Genomic DNA, 20,531 nt, shown 5'->3' on the forward strand with positions numbered 1-20,531 from the left:
CGCCGGGCCCGCACAGCACACGGGATCTCATCCACGACGCCAGCAATAGCGATAGCATCTCACGTGGGCGACCCCGAGGGAGATACGACCATGCGCACTCTATTGATGGTGTTGTGGCTGCTGTTGGCCGGCATCACGTCGGCGACGGCTGCGGTGCAGGTGAGTATCGGCATCAACGTGCCGGTGTATCCGCAGCTTGTACCCGTGCCCGGCTATCCGGTGTATTACGCACCCTCGGTGCCGGGCAATTTCTTCTTCTACGACGGCCTGTACTGGGTCTTCTACGACGACGACTGGTACATGAGCTCGTGGTACAACGGCCCGTGGACGGTCGTGTCGCCGGCGGCCGTGCCGCTCTTCGTGCTGCGCGTGCCGGTGCGCTACTACCGCGCCCCGCCGGTGTATTTCCGCGACTGGCGGCGCGATCGTCCGCCGCGCTGGCACGAGCACTGGGGGCCGGAGTGGGCGGAGCGCCATCGCGGCTGGGATCACTGGGACCGTCGCGCGGCGCCGCGGCCGGCGCCCTTGCCGATCTATCAGCGGCAATACTCGGGCGAGCGCTATCCGCGCGAAATCCGCCAGCAGCGGGAACTGATCGGCGAACACTACCGCTATCGGCCGCGTGAAGCCGTTGCGCGCGAAGTCGTGCCCGAGCCCTCATCACGGATGAAGGGACCGGACCGGCGGGAACGCGAAGCCGTGCGCTCCGAGCACACCCCGCCCGTGGACGAACAGCGTCGTCAGCCTTTCGCCCGGGATGCGGAACCGCGCCATCGCCGGGAAGAACCGGTGCAGATGGAACGCCGCCAGATGGAGCGGCGGGACATGGAGTCGCGGCGCGAACAGCAATTGCGCGAACGCGAGATGCGCGAGCGGGGCCAGATGCCCGGCCCGCGAATGGAAGAACGGGGGCCGCACGGACCGCAAGGCGGCGCCCAGCAACCGCAGGGGCGCAAGCACCCGCCGGAAGAGGAACGCGGCAAGCGCAAGAACGAGCAGCAGATGGAGCGCTAGCTCTCAGTACGGCGGCGGCGGAGGCGGCATGCCCTCGGGCGGAGGCGGCGGCGTGCCGCGATAGTCGCGGTCGCGGTAATCGCGATCCCGGTAGCCGCCATCGTAGCGATCGTAGTAGCGGTCAGACCGGCTTGGCGCGTAGCGGCCGGACATCGGCACGCGGTGCCCGCTCGCGTACATGCACTGCACGTAGGCGTTGTCGTAGCGCCGCTGCGACCCATAGGCCGAACTCTGCGCCGCATCGGCGCCGATGGCGCTGCCGAACAGCAGGCCCGTCCCGGCGCCCACGCCCGCGCCCCGGCTGCCGCCCAAGGCCGCGCCGGCGGCCGCCCCGACCACTGTACCGACCGCGGCGCTGCTGACGGCGCTGTCATTGGCGCGCTGCTGGGCCGAGCGCCCGCCGATCTGCTCGTACGCGTATTCGCGACACGAGGCGTCGTCGCGGCGGAATTCGCTGAAACTGCGGTCCGTGCCCGGCAGCACGGTCACGCTCGGGCCGGTGGGCAGCGAGACGCAGCCTCCGGTCACGAGCAGGGCCATCAGCAGGCCCGACACCGGAATGATCTTCATCGCGGTCATCGCAGTTTCTCCATCAGCGCGGCGGGGTCGGCGCAACACGTTGCCAGCCGCCCGGGCATTCCTTCACGTAGGGGTAGTAGCCCGAGGGGCGATCGCAGTAATACCAGTAGTTCTTGCTGCGCGGCGGCGCGGCTTCGTCCTCACCCCGCTCCACGTACACCGGCGGCGACTCCTGCACGACGACCGGCGGCGGCGAATAGACGTAGTAGGGCGGCGGGTAGGCGTAATACGGTCCGTAGTAGGGTCCCGGCCCGTAGTAAGGACCCGGTCCGCCGATGTAGACCCCGACGCTGCCCCGCCAATGGCCGCGGTCGGCCGACGCAACCGTCGGCAACAGCGCTCCCATGGCCAGGACCAGCGCAAGCGTCCATTTGAAGCCTTTCATGCTTTTCTCCTCATCGCGACCCGGCAGAGCCGGGTGGTGCCTTTCTATACGAAAGACCACGATTGCGGGGCTGAAATTCATGCCAATTTGTACAGTACTGTATCCACGGTAGCCGCGCGGGCCGGCGAAAAAGCAGCGAGGAAGGTCGAAACCTTGGGAAGAAAACTGCGGTCTCAGACTTCATAACAACAGAGGGAACCGCCTACCCCGACAAGGAGAGAATCATGAAAGGCCTGAAGAGGTTGTACTTCCTGCTGCCCGACGTCGACACGGTGCGCAGGGTCGTCGATGAATTCCTCCTGGCACACATTCCTTACGAACACATACATGTGCTCGCGAGCAGCGGCATCCCGCTCGAGGAACTGCCCGAAGCCGGGATCACCCAGAGAACCGACCTCGTGCCCGCGATCGAGCGCGGGCTGGCGGTCGGCGGCACCGTGGGCGCACTGGCGGGCCTCGCGGCGCTCGCATTCCCGCCGGTGGGGATGATCGCCGCGGGCGGCGCGATCCTGTTCGGCGCGCTCGGCGGTGCCGGCTTCGGCGCCTGGGTGTCGGCGATGATCGGAGTCGGGATGCCGAACTCGCATCTCCTGCGCTTTCAGGAGGCGACCGACAGGGGGATGCTGCTGATGATGGTCGATGTGCCGGCCGATCGGGTGGATGAATTCGAGGACATGATCCGGCTGCACCACCCCGAAGCCGACATCGAAGGCACCGAACCGACGATCCCCGCGTTTCCCTGACGGCACCCTGACACTGCGCGGGCTCGCGTGGAGGAAACGATGGCATTCGACGCAGGACTCGCCGAACGGCTGCGGGACCTCTTCCGCGAGCGGCACGACGTCGTCGAGAAACGGATGTTCGGCGGCCTCGCCTTCATGCTGGGCGAGCATATGTGCGTCGGCATCCTCGGCGACGCGCTGCTCGCGCGCGTGGGCGCCGAAGGCTACGAGGACGCGCTGCACGCGCGGCACGTGCACCCGATGGATTTCACCGGCCGGCCGATGAAGGGCTTCGTGGTCGTCGAACCAGCGGGCTTCGAGTCCGACGCGGATCTCGCGCACTGGGTCGAGCGCTGCATGGTCTTCGTCAGGAGCCTGCCGCCGAAATAATCGGGCGCTGCGGCTCCCGATTTCCCGCCGGCGGCTTTTGCCAGTACGCCCGCGGCCGCACCCAGCCTTGCTTCTCGATGCCTTCACAGTACAAGGTGGCCTCGCCGCTCGGCCCGATCCGGCTGAGCATGCCCATGACGCCCTTGCCCTCCGCTGTCGGGGGCTGCTCGAAGCGGCAATGGTCTTCCCGCTGACTGCGTGCGCGCACGCGCACGATCATCGGCGGGTGCTGCAGCGCCCTCTCGACGATGTTTCCGCGTTCGACGCTCATCCCCTCGGGCACGAGGGCCGGGAAGACATCTTCGTGCTTGATGCCGGATACGAGCGTGTGCCAATAGATGCGCTCGCGCACCGCGACGACGCGTCCCGCGGCGATCTGCTCCTGCGTGAAGCCCAATCGCCTCAGCTGGTGTGCAAGATCGGCAACCGTGGTGTCGGGCCCGAGGCGGTTCGCCTCCACATCCTTCTCGGTCACCGTATGGCTGACCTCGCCCAGCAGCACCGTTCCCTCTCGCAACGAAGCGCTCTGCGAAGCGCAGCCGGCGAGCAGGCAAAGCGAAACGGCCGCAGCAGCGATGGGCTTTCTCATGATCTCCCCCAATCGTGTCGGGCGATCCGCAACCGGGACCCCTTAAAAAAAGCCTAGCAGGCGCATGTCCGTTGCGCATTCGATGAAACATCCTGGAACGTGCCGAAATCCTCAGCGGATGCTGTCTCACGAAAACAGCTTCGGCAGATCCACCGTCCCCTGCTTGCCGACAAATCGCCGCTTGTTGCGAACCCAACGCGCGGCCCGCACACGTCCGAGATCGCGCAACTCGTGCAGGAAGGCGCGCGCCGCGTTGAGCTTGCTGCCGTTACCCGTCTCGGCAAGCTCCTCCGCCTCGATCAGGTGGAAGCGCAGTCCCATGACCTTGCGCTCCAGCCGTCCGCGCGGCACCCACCGGGGGCCCTCCGCGATGTAGGCGCGGGCGTGCGTGATCATCCGCATCTCGCGCAGGAAAGTCGTCGAAAAGCCCAGTTCGGTCGCGCGGCCGGCGATCGCATCGGCGCTGCGCGGCGCGTCGGACGTATTCAAGGGATTCAGCAGCACGAGCAGGATGTCCGGTGTGCGGCATTCGTACATCAGCGGATAGATCGCGGGATTCGCGCTAAAGCCGCCGTCCCAGTAGGCCTCGCCGTCGATCTCCACGGCATGGTGGATGGATGGCAGGCAGGCCGATGCGAGCAGGCTATCGGCCGTGAGCTCGGCCGTGCGGAAGAGCCGCACCTTGCCCGTCCCCACGCGGGTTGCGGCGATAAAGAGCTTCAGTCGGCAGGCACGTCGCAGATAATCGAAGTCGAACTGCGTGCTGACCACGTCACGCAGCGGATTGAGCTCGAAGGGATTGAACTGATACGGCGACAGCACCTTCGTGACGTGCATCAACGCATGGACCGGCCCCGGCAGCGCCCCATTGCCGCCTGGGTTCAGGCTGTGCAGCAGGTCCAGCTCGGGTGGTGTCTTGTCCGCCACCGCCTCCCAAAAAGCCGCCAGGCTCTCCCGCGCCCCCTCGGGTCCGCCGCGCGTCCAGCCTTGCGCGAGCGCGACGGCGTTCATCGCCCCTGCGCTCGTGCCGCTGATGCCTTCCAGATGCCAGCCGTCCTCCAGCAGCCGGTCGAGGACGCCCCAGGTATAGGCGCCGTGCGCGCCGCCGCCCTGAAGCGCCAGGTTCAGCCCCGGCATCGGGCCGAGCTTGCCGGACCACCATCGTTTTCGAAGCATCAACGATCCTCCGTTCTTCGCGTCGATTTGCTGCAGTGCACAATACAGCAAGAAGGAAGAGGCGAGGATTGCGATTTGCAAGCACAAATGCATTCGGCGGGCGACGGACTAAGATGAATCCATCCCCTTCCGACCGACAGGAGCCTGTCATGAAAGCCGCCAAAGTCGCCGCCATCATCGGGGCCGGTCCCGGCCTCGGCTTCGCGCTCGCACAACGCTTTGCCCACGCCGGAATGAGCATCGCCCTCGCCGCCCGCGACGCCTCGCGTCTCGACGGGCTCGCGTCGGCCTGCTGCGGCATCGTCCACGCAGCCCGGCCCTACGTCTGCGACGCCACCGAGGAGGCTGCCGTCGACGGCTTGTTCTCCCTGGTCGAAGCGGATCTGGGCGCGCCGCAGCTCGTCGTCTACAACGCCGGCGCCTTCGTCCAGCGCAGCGTGCTCGACACAAGCGTCGAGGAATTCGAGCGCTGCTGGCGCGTCGGCTGTCTGGGCGGTTTCCTGGTCGGCCGGGCCGCGGCGCGGGCGATGCTCTCGCACATCGAACAGGGCGGCGAAGGCGGCACGATCCTGTTCACCGGGGCGACCGCGAGCCTGCGCGGCAGCGCCGGCTTCCACAACCTCGCGGTCGGCAAGTTCGGCTTGCGCGCGCTCGCACAAAGCATGGCGCGCGAACTGGGCCCGCGAGGCATCCACGTTGCGCATGTCGTGATCGATGGCCGCATCGGGCCCGCAGGCGGCGAAGCCTCCGCCAGCACGCTCGACCCGGCAGCGATCGCAGAGGCCTATTACCAACTCCACTGCCAACCGCGCAGCGCCTGGACCCAGGAACTCGATCTGCGCCCCTGGTCGGAAAAATTCTGACGCACACTCGCTCGACCGCCGCACGCGAAAGAGGCCAAATCGATGCTATAAAATCACATATCGATTCCTTCGCATCAATATTTCGAACATGGAGATGACCGGCCATGAGCGACACGATGCCGAACACTCTTGAGCACGTCCGGCAGAAGGTGCTCTTCAACCAGTCCCTGGAAAAAGGCTTGGCCGTGCTGCTGGCTTTCTGCCGGAAGCGGCGCACGATGACGATCGCCGAAGTGGCCGAGGCCACCGGGATCAACAAGAGCTCCGCACAGCGCATGGTGTTCACGCTGGAACAGCTCGGCTACCTGCGCAAACACCCGCAGACCCGACGCTACCAGCTCACGCCGCGCGTCATGGAGGTCGGCTTCAACTACCTCGCGACGAACCCGGTGATCGAGCTCGCCAACCCTTTCCTGTCCGAGCTGACCAACCTGACGAAGGAGACTTGCTGCCTTGCGGAGCCTGACGGCAACGAGATGGTCTATGTCGCCCGCTTCGCCAGCTCGCAGTTCGTGCCCGTGCACATGCCCATCGGCACTCGCATTCCGATCTATTGCTCCGGCTCCGGCCGCGCCTATCTCAGCGCGCTGAGCGACGCCGACGCACTCCGCATCATCGAGCGCTGTAATCGCGTGCAGCACACGCCGCACACTCGCACGGACATCGAAGACATCCTCGAGGAACTGAGCATCGCCCGCGAACGCGGCTACGCGGTGAACCAGGAGGAGCTTTTTCTCGGTGACATGGTCCTCGCTGCTCCCGTGGTCGGCGCGGACGGACGCCCGCTGGGCGCCCTCAACGTCGTTGCGCCGACGGGACGTTGGTCCCGCGAAGAAGCCGAATACAGGCTCGGCCCCTCACTGGTCCAGTGCGCGCGGGCCGTCAGCAGCTCGATCTGCGCGACCGGCTGACGCGCTCGCCGCCCGCCGATGCCTCGCGCCGGGGGCAACCTTAGGCTTCTGACCTACTTGCCGCTCTTGCGAATCAATTGCGCCGCCCGGGCCGCGAGGGCGCGAACGCCGATGTGCATGCTCTCGACGATTTCCTGTTGCCTTGCCATGGCTTCGTCGTAGGTGCCGAAGACGTATTTCGGGTCGGACGGAATCGAGTCGTCATCGGGCTTGCGGGCATCGGCACCGTAGCCGATGGATTGCGAATACAGTTTCTCCTCGTCGGCTCTGCTGACCATCATGACCTCGATGTTGAGGCGTGGCCAATAGCTGAGAGTGGAAAAACCGGAGAGCAGGCCCGCATCGGTGTAGCGGGCGGAGATGATCGCGTCCGCATCGGTTTCGATGCTGTCATAGTCGAATTCATCCGGTTCGTCCTCATCGCGCGTGACGTGGCTGACGACCGTGACTTCATAGCCTCTGCCGGCGAGTTCCTCCTTGAGGGCCGAGGTCATTTCTTCTCCGACCTTCAGAGACTGGCTGTGCAGCGCAGCCGTCAGAAGCTTCGATCGTCCCCGAAAGAGATTCGAAACGCTGCCGCGATTTTCGATCACGAAGCGCCGGGGCTCCATGATCGGCACCAGCGCGATCTTCTTCACCGCCGGTCTTTCAATCTCCACCTCGCTGTTCTCAACTGCGCGGCGGGCACAGCCAGGGAGAATGGAAACCGTCAGCAGGATGGCGGCGACATTTCGGATGCTGCGCGTAATCAAGGTCATTGAAAGGCGGGGATATTCAAGAGGGGCTTGCTGACGAAGGAATGTGCGCGATGCGGCGCTGAGCTCAAGAGAGCCGTAACATTACGTTACCATCTCGACACGTTGCAGGGCACCCCTCGAAATCGAAAAGGAATGCTCGGCAGCCCCTTCCGCCTCCGGCTCTCGCCCTCTCGCCCTCTCGCCCTCTCGCCCTCTCGCCCTCTGCATAAATTGTTACGGATCGCGCCGGCACCCGCGCTGTCTATAGTGATCATGCGTGCCTGCCACGTGCCTGCGGCCCCGACGGCAGCCCGGCAACGACACGTCCGGGACGCCCGCGGCGGCGCGCATGATCCAACCACCATGGCTATTCTCCGTCTGCAAGACACGCGGCTCGCTCTGCGATGCTTCTGGAGCCTTATCCATGCCCAAGCTAGGACCCGCCCTCCGAACCTGCGCGGCACTCGTCGCCGTCGTCGCCTTCCCTCCGCTCGGGCATGCGGAGCGCCCGCGGGACGCTGCCGTGAGCGAAACCCTCTGGCTGTGCTGGTACAACCACGATTCCACCTTCCGCTGCCGCCTCGCCCATGCGCCGGACACGCCTCCCGAAATCCGCGCGCAATATGCCGACCAGCGCGCCAAAGGGGCTGACCGGACAAGCTCCCGCCGCTCTCTCTACCCCAAGCGCGGCCCGTTGCCGACGATCGTCAAGACCATCCAGGAGCAGCCCGATCTGCTGCGCAGCCGCACGATCACGATCCCCCTCTTCACCCCACCGCGCGACCTCGCGTTCGCGGCCACGCTCGTGCAGGCGGTGATGTGCGACATCCGTCCGGCCTGCCGCGCGCAGATCATGCGTTCGTCAACGGCCGTGATCGACGCCTTCGAGGAAGATCCGGCCCGCGAGTAATCGCAGGCGGCGCAACAACACTGGCCGCTAGGCCCGGTCCGCCCACCATCGCAAGAAATCTTCGTGCATCGCGGCGCTAATGCCGTGCCCGGTCGGGTAAAGGTGCAGGCTGTGCTTCACACCCAAAGCGTCGAGCTGCCGATGCGCGCGACGGGCCCAGTCGACGGGCAAGGTCGTGTCCTCTTCACCGTGGGCGACGAAGGCTTCGAGCGTGGTCAGCCTCTCGCGGCTCGCCACCCGCGGATCGATCTCGGGCAGGATGCGTCCCGACAGCAACCCGAAGCCGGCCACCGATTCGGGTGAGGTCAGGGCCACGCCGGCGCTCATGATCCCGCCCTGGCTGAAGCCCGCGATGGCCGTGTGCGCTGGCGCGATCGCGAACTCCTGCTGCATCCGGGTGAGGAACTCGATCAGCACGAGACGGCTTTGCTCGGCCTGCTCGGGCACGATGCGGGGCCCCTCCGACGTGAAGCCGACCTGGAACCATGCGAACTGCTGCGGCCCGAACTGCAAGGGACCGCGCGCGAGCACGACGACGGTGTCCGGGTCGATGCCCGCCGCGAGGCCCGCGATCGACATCTCGTTGCCGCCCACACCATGCAACAGGACGAGGCAACGGCGCGGCTGCGCGGGCAAGGGCTGCATCAGCCGGTAGCTCAGGCCGCTGACGGGCTCCGTCCGGACCGGGCCGGCGTTGAGAGTCGACGCATTCATGGGATAAATCCGATCTACAGTTGAAGTATGCAAATGGTCGACCGCCCTGCGGCCCATGCGTTCGATGGCATGGGCCGCAGGGCGCAAAGGGCAGGATCAGCCGCGGTGAATCCAGGTCGGGCGATCGGGGTGCCGAGGCCCGCACCGCAGTCCAGATAGATATTCAGGTCCGCCAGCGACTCCAGGTAGCGCGCGTTCTTCAATCCGCCCGGATCGTGGCGAAGCCCAAGCCGACGTACCGCGCCATGAAGCGCGCCTTGCCGGTCGCGAGGAAGCGCTCGAAATCCCACTCCCCCTCCACGAGCCGCGTCGCGAATTCCGGCCGGAAGACGTAGGTCCATGCCGGCTCGGCTCGGCCGTCCGCGAGCCGCACCACGACCTGCCGCCGCTCGTACTCCTCGCCCTCGAAGCGGTCCAGCCGCGGCCACGCCGATGCCGGCAGATCCAGGTAGAGCACCCCTGGCACGCGCGCGCCCGCCGTCGGCACCATTCCCGGATAGGTCTGCCCGGACACCGGCTGCCGCCTGAACCCCTCCAGCGACGCCGCCGCGAAGCGGCTCCGTACGCCGCTCACCGCGGACATGATGTCCTCGCACATCAGCGAACCATAGGTAAAGCAATGCTCCATGACGACCGCGCCCCTCCTATTTCGTCCCCCACACCTGCGCGAGCCGGGCATCCCGCCCGCAGCCGATGCGGTAAGCCTCATAGCGCAGCGGATTCTTCTTCACAAAATCCTGGTGATACTCCTCCGCCGGATAGAAGGGCCCGGCCGCAACGATCTCGGTACGAATCTGCGCAAAGCGGCCGCTCTTCAGCAAGGCATCCCGGCTCGCCTCGGCCTCCTTGCGCTGCGCCTCGTCGCCGAAATAGATCCCGGTCCGGTACTGCGGGCCGTGATCGCAGAACTGCTGATCCTTCACCGTCGGGTCGATGTGGTGCCAGAAGTAATCGACCAGTTGCGGATAACTGACCTTCGCCGGATCGAAGCGCACGCGCACGGCCTCCGCGTGCCCCGTGCGCCCCGAGCTCACCTCCTCATAGCTCGGATTCGCCGTCTGTCCGCCGGTATAGCCCGACTCCGCACTGATCACCCCCGGCAGCTTCTCGAACGCGGCCTCCATCGACCAGAAACAGCCGCCGGCAAAGATCGCGGCGGCCGGTGCGGAGGACGAAGCTGGCGCGCCGGCGCCGTGAGCGAAGTTCGCGGCCATGCCGCCGGAAAGTGCGAGCGCCAGTCCCGCGACCACGGCTAGCTTGGCTTTCATGTCCGCAGCCCCGGCAAAGGCTCGCCTCGCGCAACGAACTTCAGCGCGACCCCGTTGTTGCAGTAACGCAGCCCCGTCGGCTTGGGCCCGTCGTCGAAGATATGCCCCTGATGTCCGCCGCAGCGCGAGCAGTGATACTCCGTGCGCGGCACCACCAACAAGTAGTCGGTCTTCGTCGCGACCGCGCCCTGCAAGGGCTGCCAGAAGCTCGGCCAGCCCGTGCCGCTTTCGAACTTCGTCGCGCTGTCGAACAGGGGCTGGAAGCAGGCCGCGCACACATAAGTCCCGGCGCGCTTCTCGTGGTTCAGCTCACTGCTTCCGGGGCGCTCCGTCGCCTCCTCGAACAGCACCCGATAGCTCGTCACCGGCAACAACCTGGCCCACTCGGCGCGCGACTTCACAAGTGCCGGCGCGGCGCCCTCCGCGGCCCTGGCGGCACGATGGCCGCCGAATGAGAACAAGCCCAAACCCAAAAGAGAACTCAGCGATTGACGTCGATTCATGACTTTCCCCATCAACGATACGCAGCGCGGGAAGTCCGTCTTCCGCAGCGCTCCTCGTATCTGTGACAGTTAGTCGCGCGAACCGATCAATTCTTACAGAGTTCCGCGCAGGTCTCCTGAAACGTCGCTTTCATCCGTTCCAGCGTCTCGCGCGCCTTCTCGATATCGTTCGACCGCCGCATCCTTTCCATCACGAAGCTCAGTTCGCCGAGCCGCAACGCTCCGATGGTCCGGGCCGATCCCTTGATGCGATGCGCGATGAGCGACGCTTCGTCAAAATCCCGCGCATCCAAAGCGATCTCGATCTTTTCCAGATCCGATTGCGTCGAGGTCTTGAAGATATCGGCGAAGTAAACCTGCTTCTCCCGATTGTGCCCGGACAGCTTTTCGAGCGTCGGCCGATCAAAGTTGGGCAGCAGCTCGGGATCGATCGGTTTCGGAGCGGCAGGCAGAGCCCCGTCCTGGCCCTTCCCGAGCGACGACTGCGCGGGCGGTGCGTCCGCGAGCATCGCCGCCAACATCGTGTAGAGCTTCACGGGGTCGACCGGCTTAGTGAGGAAATCGTCCATGCCTGCGTCGATGCAGCTCATGTGGTCTTCCCGCGTCGCATTGGCGGTCATTGCGACGACAAACACCTCGTCCAGCGACGCATCGGCGCGGATCTGGCGCGTGGCCTCGTAGCCATCCATGACCGGCATCTGCACGTCCATCAGCACGCAATCGAAGCGCGCCTTGTTGTCGTGCAGCAGATCGAGCGCCTCTTTGCCATTGCTGGCGATCGTCACGACGCAGCCGACGTCCTCGAGCAAGGCGCGCCCGACCATCTGGTTCAGCGGGTGGTCTTCGGCCAACAGGATGTTCCGCCCTTGCAGCAGCTCCCGATACTTGGAGACTTCCGCGTCCAGGCTCGCCTTGCCTGCCGTGGCGACCGCGACGTCATTGGACAAGCGCTCGCCCTTCGCGAACCGCGCCGTGAACCAGAACGTGCTGCCTTCGCCCGGCTTGCTCGACACGTCGAGCCTTCCGTCCATCAATTCCGCCAATTGTCTGCTGATCGCAAGACCGAGCCCGGTTCCGCCGAACTTGCGCGTGGTCGATACGTCCGCCTGTTCGAAGGAACGAAAGATCCGTTCCCGATCGCCCGCACTCAAACCGATCCCGGTGTCCCGTACCTCGAAGCGCAGAACGATGTCGGATTCGCTCTCCTCGTCGATCGACACCTGCAGCTCGACGCGCCCGGCATCGGTGAACTTGATCGCGTTGCCGCACAGATTGATCAGAATCTGGGCGAGACGTAGCGAGTCGCCAAGCAGCATGCAGTCGAGCGTGGGGGGCAGATGGCACGCAAAATCGAGTTTCTTTGCGCCGGCCCGCTCCTCCATCACGCTGCACAGGTTGGCGGCCACCAGCCGGATATCGAAGGGCGCGACTTCGAGGGTCAGTTTGCCGGCCTCGATCTTCGACAGATCGAGAATCTGGTCGATGAGGCGCAGCAGGTGCTGGCCGGAAAGCATGATCTTCTCGGCATAGTCGTGCTGCACGGGTGTGAGCGGGGTGCGCGTCAGCAGGTGCGCCATGCCGAGCACGCTATTCATCGGCGTGCGGATTTCATGGCTCATGTTGGCGAGGAATGCGCTCTTGGCGCGACTCGCAGCCTCCGCCTCCTGCTGTGCCGCGGACAGCGCACGCGTGCGCTCCGTCACCCGCTCCTCGAGCTCGTCGTTCAGATCCTGCAGATCCTGCAGCGCCCGATTCAGCGCCCGGAGCGGCACGATGCGCAGCACGACGAAGACGCTCAAGCCGAGCAGCAACGCCAGCAGCGCCACGATGCCGGTATGCAGCAACACGGGTCGCAGGTCGCGTGCGACGGTGATCGACCCGTACTCCTTGCCGTCATCCGCGATCGCCGTCCGATGCTCGACGGTCCAGCGTGTTTCGAGCGGCTCGGTCTCGGCAAGCACCTTGCCCTCGAGATCCATCACGGCACGGTACTCGGGAAGATCCGTCGAGGTCTGATCCTCCTTAATCTTCTCTTTGAGGGTCGCTTCCTGCTGCCAGTTTTCCCGATCGGCGGCCACCAGTTCCACGATCTCGCGGGCATTGATCGCGCTCTCGACCTCGACTTCCGCTTCAAGCTGCTGATGCTTGAGTACCCAGTAAAGCGACGGCAGGCTGATTGCAATCGTCAGTGCGATCACCAGGCTCAAGCCGGTGATATAGGCCGAAACCCGGCCGGAGGGTTTATTCACGATTGTCCTTGCGAGCCAGCGCCATTTGCCGCGCGCTTCTCGCGCAGGATCTTCGCGATCACCGCATCTTCCTTGTCGAAATCGACCGGCTTGTTGATATAGCCATCCGGATGAAGCGGCATCATCGCGTAGCGATCCCGCCGGTCCACGAGCCCGGTGACAAAGATGAAAGCCGGACGCTGCCACTCCGGTCCGCGGCTGCGAATTTCCTCCAGCAGCGCGGCGCCGGACATTTCCGGCATCTTGCGGTCGCACAGCACCAGATCGGGCAGACGAGCCTCCATCTTGCGCAGCGCATCCGCCCCATTGCTGACCGCCTCCACGTCAATGCCCAGCGAAATGAAGTGTTCGACGGCGACACACACCATCAACGGGTCGTCGTCGACGACAAGAAAGTGCAGCGCCCCCAGACTTGCTAACGAATTGCCTTCCATTGGTCCGCGCCCGAAATATCCGCTTTCAACTCATGGATTCTATCCAATGGCCAGGGACATGGCGATCTGACGCCGAAGTGACTCGTGCGTTTCACCCTCCCTGAAGGCGCGATCAAGCGTCTGCGGGCTGCTCCGCCGGCGCCTGATGCAGCCGCCACTCGCGGCCGGTACGCGCGTGAAAGACGAGCGGCGCGCAGCGGCGGGCGTCGTGGTAAACGCCCACGCAGTCCAGGCACTGAAAGCAGCGGTCGTAGATGATGCGGCCGTCGCGCCCGATCGCGTCGTATTCGCAACGGGCACGGCAAGTCTGGCAAGGGCGACCGCATTCCGGACGGATCGCCTGCCAGTCCAAGCGGCGCAGGCGCCCGCCCAGCGTGATCGCCGCGCCGAGGGGACAGACGAAGCGGCAGAAGAACTTGTAATAGACACCGCCCAGCGCGAGCAGCAGCACCGCCCAGGCGACGAAGGGCCAGCTGCGGTCGAAACCGACGGTGATGGCGGTCTTGAAGGGTTCGATCTCGACCATGCGCTCGGCCACCCCCGGTGCAACGGCAGCGGCCAGCAGCAAGCCGGCGAGGACGACATAGCGCCCCCGTTCGAGAAGGCGTTCCAGTCGCGGCGGCAGGCGCCGGCGTTTCACGCCGAGGCGGCGGGCGATCACGGCCACGAATTCCTGCAACGCGCCGAAGGGGCACAGCCAGCCGCAGAAGGTGCCGCGCCCCCAAAGCACGAAGGAGATCGCGGTGAAGGCGATGAGCAACAGCGACACCGGGTCGTACAGGAAAGTCCCCAAGCCCTGCCCCGCCACGAGCGTCTTGACCGCGCCGGTGAGCTGAACGATGGAGAGCTGGCCCTGCGCGTACCAGCCGACGAAGACCAGCGTGAAGGCCAGGAATCCCAGGCGGAAGGCAAGCATGCGGCGCTCATCCATCGCCACCCAACGCGGCCTCGCCAGTACCACGGAGAGTGTCAGCAGAGCGGCGACGATGATCGCCAGTTCGGGCCAACGCGCCTTCCAGGCCATCAGCCATTCGGGCAGCGGCTCGGGCGGCCACGTGAAATACCGTGCGGGCGGGGTGTAATCGAGATCGAGGCTCTTGCGGGTGAGCACCGGATAAATCTGCCCCTTCTCGCGCACCACCTCCAACGCGATATTCACCGCCCGCCCCGGGTCCATTCCCGACAATTGCGGCGACTTCAGGACCACCATCGCGTCGAAAGACGGCGCGCCGGCCGGCGGGTGCAGTTCGAGGTCCGCGTCACGCGCTTCCACGGGGGCGCCGTCCTGGCTGACGGTGAGCCGCGGCGGCACGGTGCCGCGCACGAAGTCCGCGCCCAGCAGCCGCTGACGGCCCAGCGCCGCCAGCCAGTAAGCCGATTGCCCCGGTGCGAGCTGACGCATCAGCTCCGCATAGCCGCGCTCGCCGAGCAGCGCACGCCCGAGCGTGGGCGCATTGAGATAGCCGACGTAAAGCTCGAAGAACGTGTCGTCGGGAGCCGCGAGCGCGGATTCGTCCAGACCCGCCGCCTCGGTGCCCGCGAACAGCGCCTCCACTTCACGGTTGCTCCAGCGCTTGCGGATGAGGTCGCCGTCGCGCAGCAGGGCGGCGAAATCCTTGTCCTCGCGCAGATCGGTGCGCACCTCGGCGACCGCGCTCTGTCGACCCGGCGCGGCGAGGCCGAGGTGGGCCCGGGCGACGGCGAGCGCGGATGTGAGCACCGTCTGATTGACCACCCGGATCGAAGCCGTCGCCTTCGCGACCCCGTCGAGCACCACGCGATTGCCGCCTGCGTCGCTGCTGCGCCCGTAGGCGCTGGACACCGTGATCGCCTGCTTGATGTTCTTGCCGACGTACTGGGCGACGAAGGCGTGCAAAGGCGCCTCGCCAAGGCCTGACAGAAACACCGGCTCGTGCTGGCGCAGCACCTCGACGGCCATGAAGTCACCGCGGTTATCGACGGCGATCAGCAGGTTGAAGGGCGTGCCTTCGAATCCGGGGATCGGGGCGAGATCGATCGATTCGAAGACATAGCCGACCGGCCCCGCCTCGGGCGTCAGCTCGTTGGTCAAGGGCCAGGCGGGCGTCCCATTGAGGTTCGTACCGAGCTTCGCACCGACCTGCAGCGGGGGCGGAAAGCGCCGCACGACATCGGCCTGCGTCAGCTCCCCGGCCGACGCCGCCAAGACCCACAGCAAGAGCGCCAGCGGCCACCACCGCCACGATCCCCGAGCTTGTCGCGCCATGCCGTCCTCCCTGTCCTGAAAGCCGTCGCCGGGCTGCGCCGAAATGGCACAACCAGGATGCCGGCGTTCTTTTTCGCGACACCTCTGGCCCCGGAAAGCTCCGTCCGAAGCATTTCAGCAAGGGGCATGCCGGCAGGCAATTCGTGTCCTCGGGCAATTTTCGACGTCGCCGTACGTCTAAGGTCTGTGGCGGCTTTGACGTGGAAATCAGTCCGACTGTAAGAAACAGCACGCATCGCGCGACTAAATCACTACGAGTGTGCTCGCCACCCTCCCCCCAACATCGCACTGGAGGAACTGATCATGAGAACAAACTCAAAGGCCCTGATTCTGGCCGCTCTCGGCACCGGAATCCTTGCGGCAACTCCCGCTACCGCTGCCGACTCGACCGAATGGCTGCTGCGGCAACTCAGCACCGAGCACCGTGACGGCACCTCGATGTCCGACACCGCAAGGAGCGCCATGAGTGCCCCGGTTGCCCGCGGCTCGGACGAATCCGGTCAAGCCTTCGCCACGGCCTGGCTCGATCGCCAATTCACGGGCAAACCCATGGCCTTCGTATCGACCGAAGGCGTCGCGGGCCGTACCGGTCCAACCGAGAGAGACATGTCGACCGCCCCCGTGTCGGACGCCTGGCTCAAGCACCAATTCACGACGGACCATCCGAGCATGGCCAACTGAGCGGAACTGAGCAGGCGGGACTGGGCGCAACCCGCCACGTCCCGCCTGACGCGAATTTGATTGCAGGCGACCGCGGCACTATTCTGCAGACAGGACGCATTTTCTGTGGAGGGCCGGGACCGTGAGCAAAACCGCTTTTCTACTCATGATCTTCGCATCATCGGCAGCGCCAGGTTTCGCTGCGGTCCCAGGTGACAGTGCTGAAGGCCAACGTCTGCACACCGCCAACTGCACCAGCTGCCACGATTCCGGCGTCTATACCCGCAAGGACCGGACCGTTCGTTCGCTTGATGAGCTCAAGCAGCAATTGCAGGCCTGCAGCCATAACGCGAAGAAAGACTTTTCGCCGACGGAAATGCAGAGCCTTGTGAAATTCCTGAACGATCGTTACTACCACTTCCGGTAGCTGCTTCCTGCAAGACCGGCCTGCCGCCCGTATCATGCGCATATCACATGACATTCGACCTTCCCCATGCGCATCGACGGCACGCTCGGCAAATGGAACGACGACCGTGGATTCGGCTTCATCAGCCCCACGAACGGCGGTCCCGAAGTCTTTGCCCACATCTCGGCCTTCCCCCGCGACGGCCGTCGCCCGCAAATCGGTGAGGCGCTTTCTTTCGAGATCGGGTTCGACAAGGAAGGAAAGAAACGGGCGGTGAACATCACCCGCCCCGGCGCCCCGCGAAACGCGCCCGTACGCCCTCGTCCCCAAGCGCGCCCCGCGGCCAGACCGAGTTGGTTTTCGTCGATCGGAAGACTGCTCGTCGTCGGCGCGCTGGCTGTCTATGGTTACAAGGCAATCCAACCCCGCCTCACACAGTCTCCGTCGCCGGTCGAGCTATCGGACGAAAGTAGTGTTCCGGCAAAGGAGAGCCCCGCCCCGCCCTTCCACTGCGATGGACGGACGTATTGCTCCCAGATGACTTCCTGCGCCGAGGCGACGTTCTTTCTGAAGAACTGTCCGGATGTGAAAATGGATGGCAATCACGACGGGGTGCCGTGTGAGCAGCAGTGGTGTACGGGGTTATTCGCCCGGTAAGCCATCAGCGTGTGGAGAACAGCGTCGACCAACTGATGTTCGTGGCCATCGATGACCGAAATCGACCCTTAGCGGTCGGTCGAGTTGAAGGAAAGCGCCCCCTCAACGTGTAGTTCAGGAGCGGAGGCAAGCGCAGCCTGCCGAAGTTCACTGGAACTCCAGGTTATACATGGCTAGTTCACGATAAACATGCTCAGCTTTTGACAGAATATTGGAAGTAAGCCTTTTCGATCCACGTTGTACTGCCAAAGCGACTGCCCGAATCCCTTAATCGGATCGTTCGCGTCGATTTCTTGATACTCGGATTCTGTGAGCACTGAAAAGCGGATCCATCTCAGCAGCCGCAACAACTTGCGTTCGCCTTCCTCTTCCTCATTAAGCTCCCGAAATCCAAGTTGTTCGCAAAGACTCGAGAACGATATTTTTCCCACTAGGAGGTTACCGAACACGTTCGGGTTGACCACCTTCACGACAGCGATGAAAACGATGATAGGAACGAGTCGAAGGTGATTCTCTCCTGACGTGCTGTAGATGATCGCCAAGTTGGTAAAGGCTTTCTCCAATTGTCTCAGCGAAAGATTGAAATGCAGAGCAAGAGGAACCAAGCAATCAACGATATTCCGATCGTCGCCCCAAGTTGTAATTTCATGCAATTGAAGCAGCTTCTTGCTGTACAACTCTATGTCGTTGCCGTACCGATCGCTAACTCTCTTTGGAATAGTTGTTTCAACGTTAATGAACTTTTGAAGATAGGTGTGGGCGTCAATATTGTTTCCATATACGCTCTTGATTGCTTCCTCCAGTTGCTGTTTATGCATTACAAGAAGGAAGGCAACGTTCTTAACGGAAAAAAGATGCTTTATCTTCTCAATGACCTCAACGGCAAAGGAGGGCTTGCATCTATCGAGCTCGTCGATGACGATAACAAGCCGACCGCTGGTGTTATCCGTTAAGGTCGCTGGTAAATTGGACAGAGACTCTCTAAATGACCGAATAACCTCAGTCTCTTTGCCGTGCGCGCTCAGGCGCTCCTTGACCAAGTCTGCGATTGTTTCGGAAGTGTCTGCGGCAACTTCCTCACCTATCTCTGATAAGGCCTCAATGTCGGATTCCTTGATAATTCCGAGCGTTGCTGCTTTGATGCCGACCTTCGTAGTCCATGACAGCAGACGAACCCCGACTTTCTTTGCTTTATCCTTAAAGTCCGAACTCTTATGACCTTCGGCGGTGTGCTGATCTGCGTACGAAGTGATCGCGCTCGCAATTGAAATGAATGCATCACCCGTGTAGTCATTTTGAAACGCGTCGATGTAGATGCTCGGAATGCCTTTTTCTTTCAAAAGGCCCTGCCACATCTTTACGAATGTCGTTTTTCCCTCACCCCATTTGCCATCAAGCGAGATTACAAGTTCATCCGTAGAGCGAGCGACTAGATTTGACAGAGCATCGCCAAATTGTTGGCGTTGGAGTACGTCGTTCCTGAATCCGTCCGAATCTTCGACCACTAAGGAGGGTGTGACGAGTTTCATGCGTGTCTCGAATAGGTATAACGTTTGAGCTCAGGAGGCTCCGGAGCCCGAAGCGCGGAGGGACCGGAAAGTGCAGGTTGCTGCCCCAGGGGTTGCGCGCCCGGTTAGGGCGAAAGGCAAACTCAGGCAGTTTAGGGCGCTCATTGACGGCATGACCTAAAGAGAGTAGCGGTTTAGCAGCGCGATCCAAGCTGCCCATGGCCATTCAGGAGCGAAAGGCTTGTTTGCTCTCTCCCGAAGATCTCCAATTAGATCTGCCCCCCTTGCGACTGCACGTGTCATGGCGTCTTTACAGGCAATACACCTTAGCTTTAATTCCTCGTCTGACATTTCTTTCTCGTTCCGCGCAATTATCTCCATAGCAATTCGAAATGCCCCGATGTTGCTATAGACGAAAACTACGTTTTCCGACAGGTCAGTCCCGAGCAGGCCAAGTTTTTTGACGGCATCCTCGTAAACAAGATCTCTAGGTCGTTCAATGGGACGTAGAAATGTTGTCTTTCGTTCGTTGGCATCTATGGCTGCGATGATTGAGTCGAGCACATGGACGATAGGTGGCCATGCCGGTTCATACGCAGCCAACTCGCCTGCAAGACTTGCGGCGAGTGCCGAACCATCTCGAAACCTGCGATAGCTCTCAGCAAGAAAGCTATTTACATACGCTACTGCAAGGGCGACTCCCCCGGCTATAACCGCAACTATCACCCCATCCGGCATGGTGTTCTCCGCATTGATAGCTGTATATGAAATACTATGCAAGTCTGAATGCGAATCATCAAAATGACCATGATTTTATGGCCCTTTTCGTGAGTGCCTCATTTATACGTGAATCATATACCAGCATTCTGAAAGTGCGGATGGCATGTTTGGACGACGAAGGTGCGCACGCACCGTCGCGCTCTGCGGGCAGCAACGTCTGCTATCACGAGGCAAGTTTGATTGTCTGCACTTGGCCGATTGCTGCCCGTCCGAGCTCATCTTCGCATCTTCAGTCAACAATCACCTCCGCATCGTCCCCTTAACATCCGCAATCAACGCCATCCCAATGCCGATCTTCTGCGCATGCAAACTCAACTGCGCCGTCCGCGCCGCAGTATTCAAAACCAACGCCCCTTGATACCGCTGATTCAAATCGCCCGCTGCGCAATTCGATAACGTCACATCGAGATTCAGAATCTTCGGCGTATATCCTGGCGACGCAATCCCGAGCAATTTGCAGTTGTTCTCCGGACTCGACCCGACAAACTTGCCGCCTTCCGAGATTTCGATGCTCAAGGGCACGACGAAATGGGTTCCGCCCTGGATCAAGCCTGAGTTCATCACCTGATATTGCGCTTCGCCCTGCCACGGACCATTCGGCTTTTCGTAGCCGCCTCCTACAACGGTCTGTTTGACGCTGGCGGCCGACGCAGGGGCGGCGTTACCCGATTGGATCAGCGGCCGGTTGCAGGGCGAATCGGTGTAGTTGACGCGGCCACCCTGCTCGCAGCGGTAGATTGCCTGGGCGTAGGCGATTGTCGGCAAGGTGATGATCGCGAGCGTGGCGGTGAGTAAGCGCAGGAATGCCGATTTGCGCGTCGAGTTCATCGA

At 63.2% G+C, this 20,531-nt stretch carries 24 protein-coding genes; 9 read left to right on the top strand and 15 right to left on the bottom strand.

Going from position 1 to position 20,531, the window contains the following annotated elements:
- Window positions 1–90 precede the first annotated feature (90 nt).
- Entirely contained in the window at window positions 91–1,014 is a 924-nt protein-coding gene (locus VJ673_RS08020) for a hypothetical protein (protein ID WP_324125541.1), read from the top strand.
- A gap of 3 nt (window positions 1,015–1,017) precedes the next feature.
- Here VJ673_RS08020 and VJ673_RS08025 read toward each other — a convergent pair whose 3' ends face one another.
- Together VJ673_RS08025 and VJ673_RS08030 are read right to left on the bottom strand one after the other, a co-directional pair.
- Window positions 1,018–1,593 carry a glycine zipper family protein gene (locus VJ673_RS08025; protein WP_324125542.1) on the bottom strand — a complete coding sequence of 192 codons (576 nt, stop codon included), beginning with the start codon at window positions 1,591–1,593 and terminating at the stop codon, window positions 1,018–1,020.
- Between the two features lie 13 nt (window positions 1,594–1,606).
- Entirely contained in the window at window positions 1,607–1,978 is a 372-nt protein-coding gene (locus VJ673_RS08030; RefSeq protein ID WP_324125543.1) for a hypothetical protein, read from the bottom strand.
- A gap of 224 nt (window positions 1,979–2,202) precedes the next feature.
- Between VJ673_RS08030 and VJ673_RS08035 the strand changes: the two genes are divergently transcribed.
- The gene (locus tag VJ673_RS08035) at window positions 2,203–2,721 is read left to right on the top strand and encodes a DUF1269 domain-containing protein (RefSeq protein ID WP_324125544.1); all 519 of its coding nucleotides are present in this window, start codon (window positions 2,203–2,205) and stop codon (window positions 2,719–2,721) included.
- Window positions 2,722–2,760: 39 nt separating this feature from the next.
- The gene (locus VJ673_RS08040) at window positions 2,761–3,090 is read left to right on the top strand and encodes a TfoX/Sxy family protein (protein ID WP_324125546.1); all 330 of its coding nucleotides are present in this window, start codon (window positions 2,761–2,763) and stop codon (window positions 3,088–3,090) included.
- Here the strand turns inward: VJ673_RS08040 and VJ673_RS08045 are convergent.
- On the bottom strand, window positions 3,068–3,679 hold the full coding sequence (locus tag VJ673_RS08045) for a hypothetical protein (protein ID WP_324125547.1): 612 nt from the start codon (window positions 3,677–3,679) through the stop codon (window positions 3,068–3,070). The genes VJ673_RS08040 and VJ673_RS08045 overlap by 23 nt on opposite strands.
- A 126-nt stretch (window positions 3,680–3,805) precedes the next feature.
- Window positions 3,806–4,855 (bottom strand): patatin-like phospholipase family protein, encoded by a 1,050-nt coding sequence (locus tag VJ673_RS08050; protein WP_324125548.1) that lies wholly within the window; start codon window positions 4,853–4,855, stop codon window positions 3,806–3,808.
- A 149-nt stretch (window positions 4,856–5,004) separates the two neighbouring features.
- Between VJ673_RS08050 and VJ673_RS08055 the strand changes: the two genes are divergently transcribed.
- Both VJ673_RS08055 and VJ673_RS08060 read left to right on the top strand, forming a co-directional pair.
- A complete protein-coding gene (locus VJ673_RS08055) occupies window positions 5,005–5,718 on the top strand; it encodes an SDR family NAD(P)-dependent oxidoreductase (RefSeq protein ID WP_324125549.1) in 714 nt (237 codons plus the stop codon).
- 104 nt (window positions 5,719–5,822) lie between these two features.
- Window positions 5,823–6,629, top strand: a complete 807-nt coding sequence (locus VJ673_RS08060; protein WP_324125550.1) for an IclR family transcriptional regulator — start codon at window positions 5,823–5,825, stop codon at window positions 6,627–6,629.
- Window positions 6,630–6,682: 53 nt separating this feature from the next.
- Here the strand turns inward: VJ673_RS08060 and VJ673_RS08065 are convergent, their stop codons facing one another.
- Window positions 6,683–7,387, bottom strand: a complete 705-nt coding sequence (locus VJ673_RS08065) for a hypothetical protein (RefSeq protein WP_324125551.1) — start codon at window positions 7,385–7,387, stop codon at window positions 6,683–6,685.
- A gap of 403 nt (window positions 7,388–7,790) precedes the next feature.
- Between VJ673_RS08065 and VJ673_RS08070 the strand changes: the two genes are divergently transcribed.
- Window positions 7,791–8,276 (top strand): hypothetical protein, encoded by a 486-nt coding sequence (locus tag VJ673_RS08070; protein ID WP_324125552.1) that lies wholly within the window; start codon window positions 7,791–7,793, stop codon window positions 8,274–8,276.
- Between the two features lie 27 nt (window positions 8,277–8,303).
- Here the strand turns inward: VJ673_RS08070 and VJ673_RS08075 are convergent, their stop codons facing one another.
- The 7 genes from VJ673_RS08075 to VJ673_RS08105 form a co-directional block, all read right to left on the bottom strand.
- The gene (locus tag VJ673_RS08075) at window positions 8,304–8,990 is read right to left on the bottom strand and encodes an alpha/beta hydrolase (RefSeq protein WP_324125553.1); all 687 of its coding nucleotides are present in this window, start codon (window positions 8,988–8,990) and stop codon (window positions 8,304–8,306) included.
- Between the two features lie 199 nt (window positions 8,991–9,189).
- On the bottom strand, window positions 9,190–9,618 hold the full coding sequence (locus VJ673_RS08080) for a gamma-glutamylcyclotransferase family protein (RefSeq protein ID WP_324125554.1): 429 nt from the start codon (window positions 9,616–9,618) through the stop codon (window positions 9,190–9,192).
- Window positions 9,619–9,634: 16 nt separating this feature from the next.
- Window positions 9,635–10,258, bottom strand: a complete 624-nt coding sequence (gene msrA / locus VJ673_RS08085) for a peptide-methionine (S)-S-oxide reductase MsrA (protein WP_324125555.1) — start codon at window positions 10,256–10,258, stop codon at window positions 9,635–9,637.
- Entirely contained in the window at window positions 10,255–10,761 is a 507-nt protein-coding gene (gene msrB / locus VJ673_RS08090) for a peptide-methionine (R)-S-oxide reductase MsrB (protein WP_324125556.1), read from the bottom strand. The genes msrA and msrB overlap by 4 nt, the downstream gene beginning before the upstream one ends.
- 86 nt (window positions 10,762–10,847) lie before the next feature.
- Window positions 10,848–13,010 (bottom strand): response regulator, encoded by a 2,163-nt coding sequence (locus tag VJ673_RS08095; protein WP_324125557.1) that lies wholly within the window; start codon window positions 13,008–13,010, stop codon window positions 10,848–10,850.
- The gene (locus tag VJ673_RS08100; RefSeq protein ID WP_324125558.1) at window positions 13,007–13,444 is read right to left on the bottom strand and encodes a response regulator; all 438 of its coding nucleotides are present in this window, start codon (window positions 13,442–13,444) and stop codon (window positions 13,007–13,009) included. Before VJ673_RS08100 ends, VJ673_RS08095 begins: the two co-directional genes overlap by 4 nt.
- A 112-nt stretch (window positions 13,445–13,556) precedes the next feature.
- Window positions 13,557–15,689, bottom strand: a complete 2,133-nt coding sequence (locus VJ673_RS08105) for a 4Fe-4S binding protein (protein WP_324125559.1) — start codon at window positions 15,687–15,689, stop codon at window positions 13,557–13,559.
- 303 nt (window positions 15,690–15,992) lie between these two features.
- Between VJ673_RS08105 and VJ673_RS08110 the strand changes: the two genes are divergently transcribed.
- The 3 genes from VJ673_RS08110 to VJ673_RS08120 all read left to right on the top strand — a co-directional run bounded on the left by VJ673_RS08110 (window position 15,993) and on the right by VJ673_RS08120 (window position 17,412).
- Window positions 15,993–16,370, top strand: a complete 378-nt coding sequence (locus VJ673_RS08110; RefSeq protein WP_324125560.1) for a hypothetical protein — start codon at window positions 15,993–15,995, stop codon at window positions 16,368–16,370.
- 121 nt (window positions 16,371–16,491) lie between these two features.
- On the top strand, window positions 16,492–16,776 hold the full coding sequence (locus tag VJ673_RS08115) for a hypothetical protein (RefSeq protein WP_324125561.1): 285 nt from the start codon (window positions 16,492–16,494) through the stop codon (window positions 16,774–16,776).
- A 66-nt stretch (window positions 16,777–16,842) separates the two neighbouring features.
- Entirely contained in the window at window positions 16,843–17,412 is a 570-nt protein-coding gene (locus VJ673_RS08120) for a cold shock domain-containing protein (RefSeq protein ID WP_324125562.1), read from the top strand.
- Window positions 17,413–17,585: 173 nt separating this feature from the next.
- Here VJ673_RS08120 and VJ673_RS08125 read toward each other — a convergent pair whose 3' ends face one another.
- The 3 genes from VJ673_RS08125 to VJ673_RS08135 all read right to left on the bottom strand — a co-directional run bounded on the left by VJ673_RS08125 (window position 17,586) and on the right by VJ673_RS08135 (window position 20,528).
- On the bottom strand, window positions 17,586–18,941 hold the full coding sequence (locus VJ673_RS08125) for a KAP family P-loop NTPase fold protein (protein WP_324125563.1): 1,356 nt from the start codon (window positions 18,939–18,941) through the stop codon (window positions 17,586–17,588).
- A gap of 156 nt (window positions 18,942–19,097) precedes the next feature.
- On the bottom strand, window positions 19,098–19,658 hold the full coding sequence (locus tag VJ673_RS08130) for a hypothetical protein (protein WP_324125564.1): 561 nt from the start codon (window positions 19,656–19,658) through the stop codon (window positions 19,098–19,100).
- A 282-nt stretch (window positions 19,659–19,940) separates the two neighbouring features.
- The gene (locus VJ673_RS08135) at window positions 19,941–20,528 is read right to left on the bottom strand and encodes a hypothetical protein (RefSeq protein WP_324125565.1); all 588 of its coding nucleotides are present in this window, start codon (window positions 20,526–20,528) and stop codon (window positions 19,941–19,943) included.
- Between the last annotated feature and the right edge of the window lie 3 nt (window positions 20,529–20,531).

Source organism: Aromatoleum sp. (genome assembly GCF_035254505.1).
Classification (GTDB): Bacteria; Pseudomonadota; Gammaproteobacteria; order Burkholderiales; family Rhodocyclaceae; genus Aromatoleum.

Bases quoted from the DNA above. Each gene is read 5' to 3' on its own strand.
- VJ673_RS08020 (WP_324125541.1), top strand. From the start codon at position 91: ATGCGCACTCTATTGATGGTGTTGTGGCTGCTGTTGGCCGGCATCACG.
- VJ673_RS08025 (WP_324125542.1), bottom strand. From the start codon at position 1,593: ATGACCGCGATGAAGATCATTCCGGTGTCGGGCCTGCTGATGGCCCTG.
- VJ673_RS08030 (WP_324125543.1), bottom strand. From the start codon at position 1,978: ATGAAAGGCTTCAAATGGACGCTTGCGCTGGTCCTGGCCATGGGAGCG.
- VJ673_RS08035 (WP_324125544.1), top strand. From the start codon at position 2,203: ATGAAAGGCCTGAAGAGGTTGTACTTCCTGCTGCCCGACGTCGACACG.
- VJ673_RS08040 (WP_324125546.1), top strand. From the start codon at position 2,761: ATGGCATTCGACGCAGGACTCGCCGAACGGCTGCGGGACCTCTTCCGC.
- VJ673_RS08045 (WP_324125547.1), bottom strand. From the start codon at position 3,679: ATGAGAAAGCCCATCGCTGCTGCGGCCGTTTCGCTTTGCCTGCTCGCC.
- VJ673_RS08050 (WP_324125548.1), bottom strand. From the start codon at position 4,855: ATGCTTCGAAAACGATGGTGGTCCGGCAAGCTCGGCCCGATGCCGGGG.
- VJ673_RS08055 (WP_324125549.1), top strand. From the start codon at position 5,005: ATGAAAGCCGCCAAAGTCGCCGCCATCATCGGGGCCGGTCCCGGCCTC.
- VJ673_RS08060 (WP_324125550.1), top strand. From the start codon at position 5,823: ATGAGCGACACGATGCCGAACACTCTTGAGCACGTCCGGCAGAAGGTG.
- VJ673_RS08065 (WP_324125551.1), bottom strand. From the start codon at position 7,387: ATGACCTTGATTACGCGCAGCATCCGAAATGTCGCCGCCATCCTGCTG.
- VJ673_RS08070 (WP_324125552.1), top strand. From the start codon at position 7,791: ATGCCCAAGCTAGGACCCGCCCTCCGAACCTGCGCGGCACTCGTCGCC.
- VJ673_RS08075 (WP_324125553.1), bottom strand. From the start codon at position 8,990: ATGAATGCGTCGACTCTCAACGCCGGCCCGGTCCGGACGGAGCCCGTC.
- VJ673_RS08080 (WP_324125554.1), bottom strand. From the start codon at position 9,618: ATGGAGCATTGCTTTACCTATGGTTCGCTGATGTGCGAGGACATCATG.
- msrA (WP_324125555.1), bottom strand. From the start codon at position 10,258: ATGAAAGCCAAGCTAGCCGTGGTCGCGGGACTGGCGCTCGCACTTTCC.
- msrB (WP_324125556.1), bottom strand. From the start codon at position 10,761: ATGAATCGACGTCAATCGCTGAGTTCTCTTTTGGGTTTGGGCTTGTTC.
- VJ673_RS08100 (WP_324125558.1), bottom strand. From the start codon at position 13,444: ATGGAAGGCAATTCGTTAGCAAGTCTGGGGGCGCTGCACTTTCTTGTC.
- VJ673_RS08105 (WP_324125559.1), bottom strand. From the start codon at position 15,689: ATGGCGCGACAAGCTCGGGGATCGTGGCGGTGGTGGCCGCTGGCGCTC.
- VJ673_RS08110 (WP_324125560.1), top strand. From the start codon at position 15,993: ATGAGAACAAACTCAAAGGCCCTGATTCTGGCCGCTCTCGGCACCGGA.
- VJ673_RS08120 (WP_324125562.1), top strand. From the start codon at position 16,843: ATGCGCATCGACGGCACGCTCGGCAAATGGAACGACGACCGTGGATTC.
- VJ673_RS08125 (WP_324125563.1), bottom strand. From the start codon at position 18,941: ATGAAACTCGTCACACCCTCCTTAGTGGTCGAAGATTCGGACGGATTC.
- VJ673_RS08130 (WP_324125564.1), bottom strand. From the start codon at position 19,658: ATGCCGGATGGGGTGATAGTTGCGGTTATAGCCGGGGGAGTCGCCCTT.
- VJ673_RS08135 (WP_324125565.1), bottom strand. From the start codon at position 20,528: ATGAACTCGACGCGCAAATCGGCATTCCTGCGCTTACTCACCGCCACG.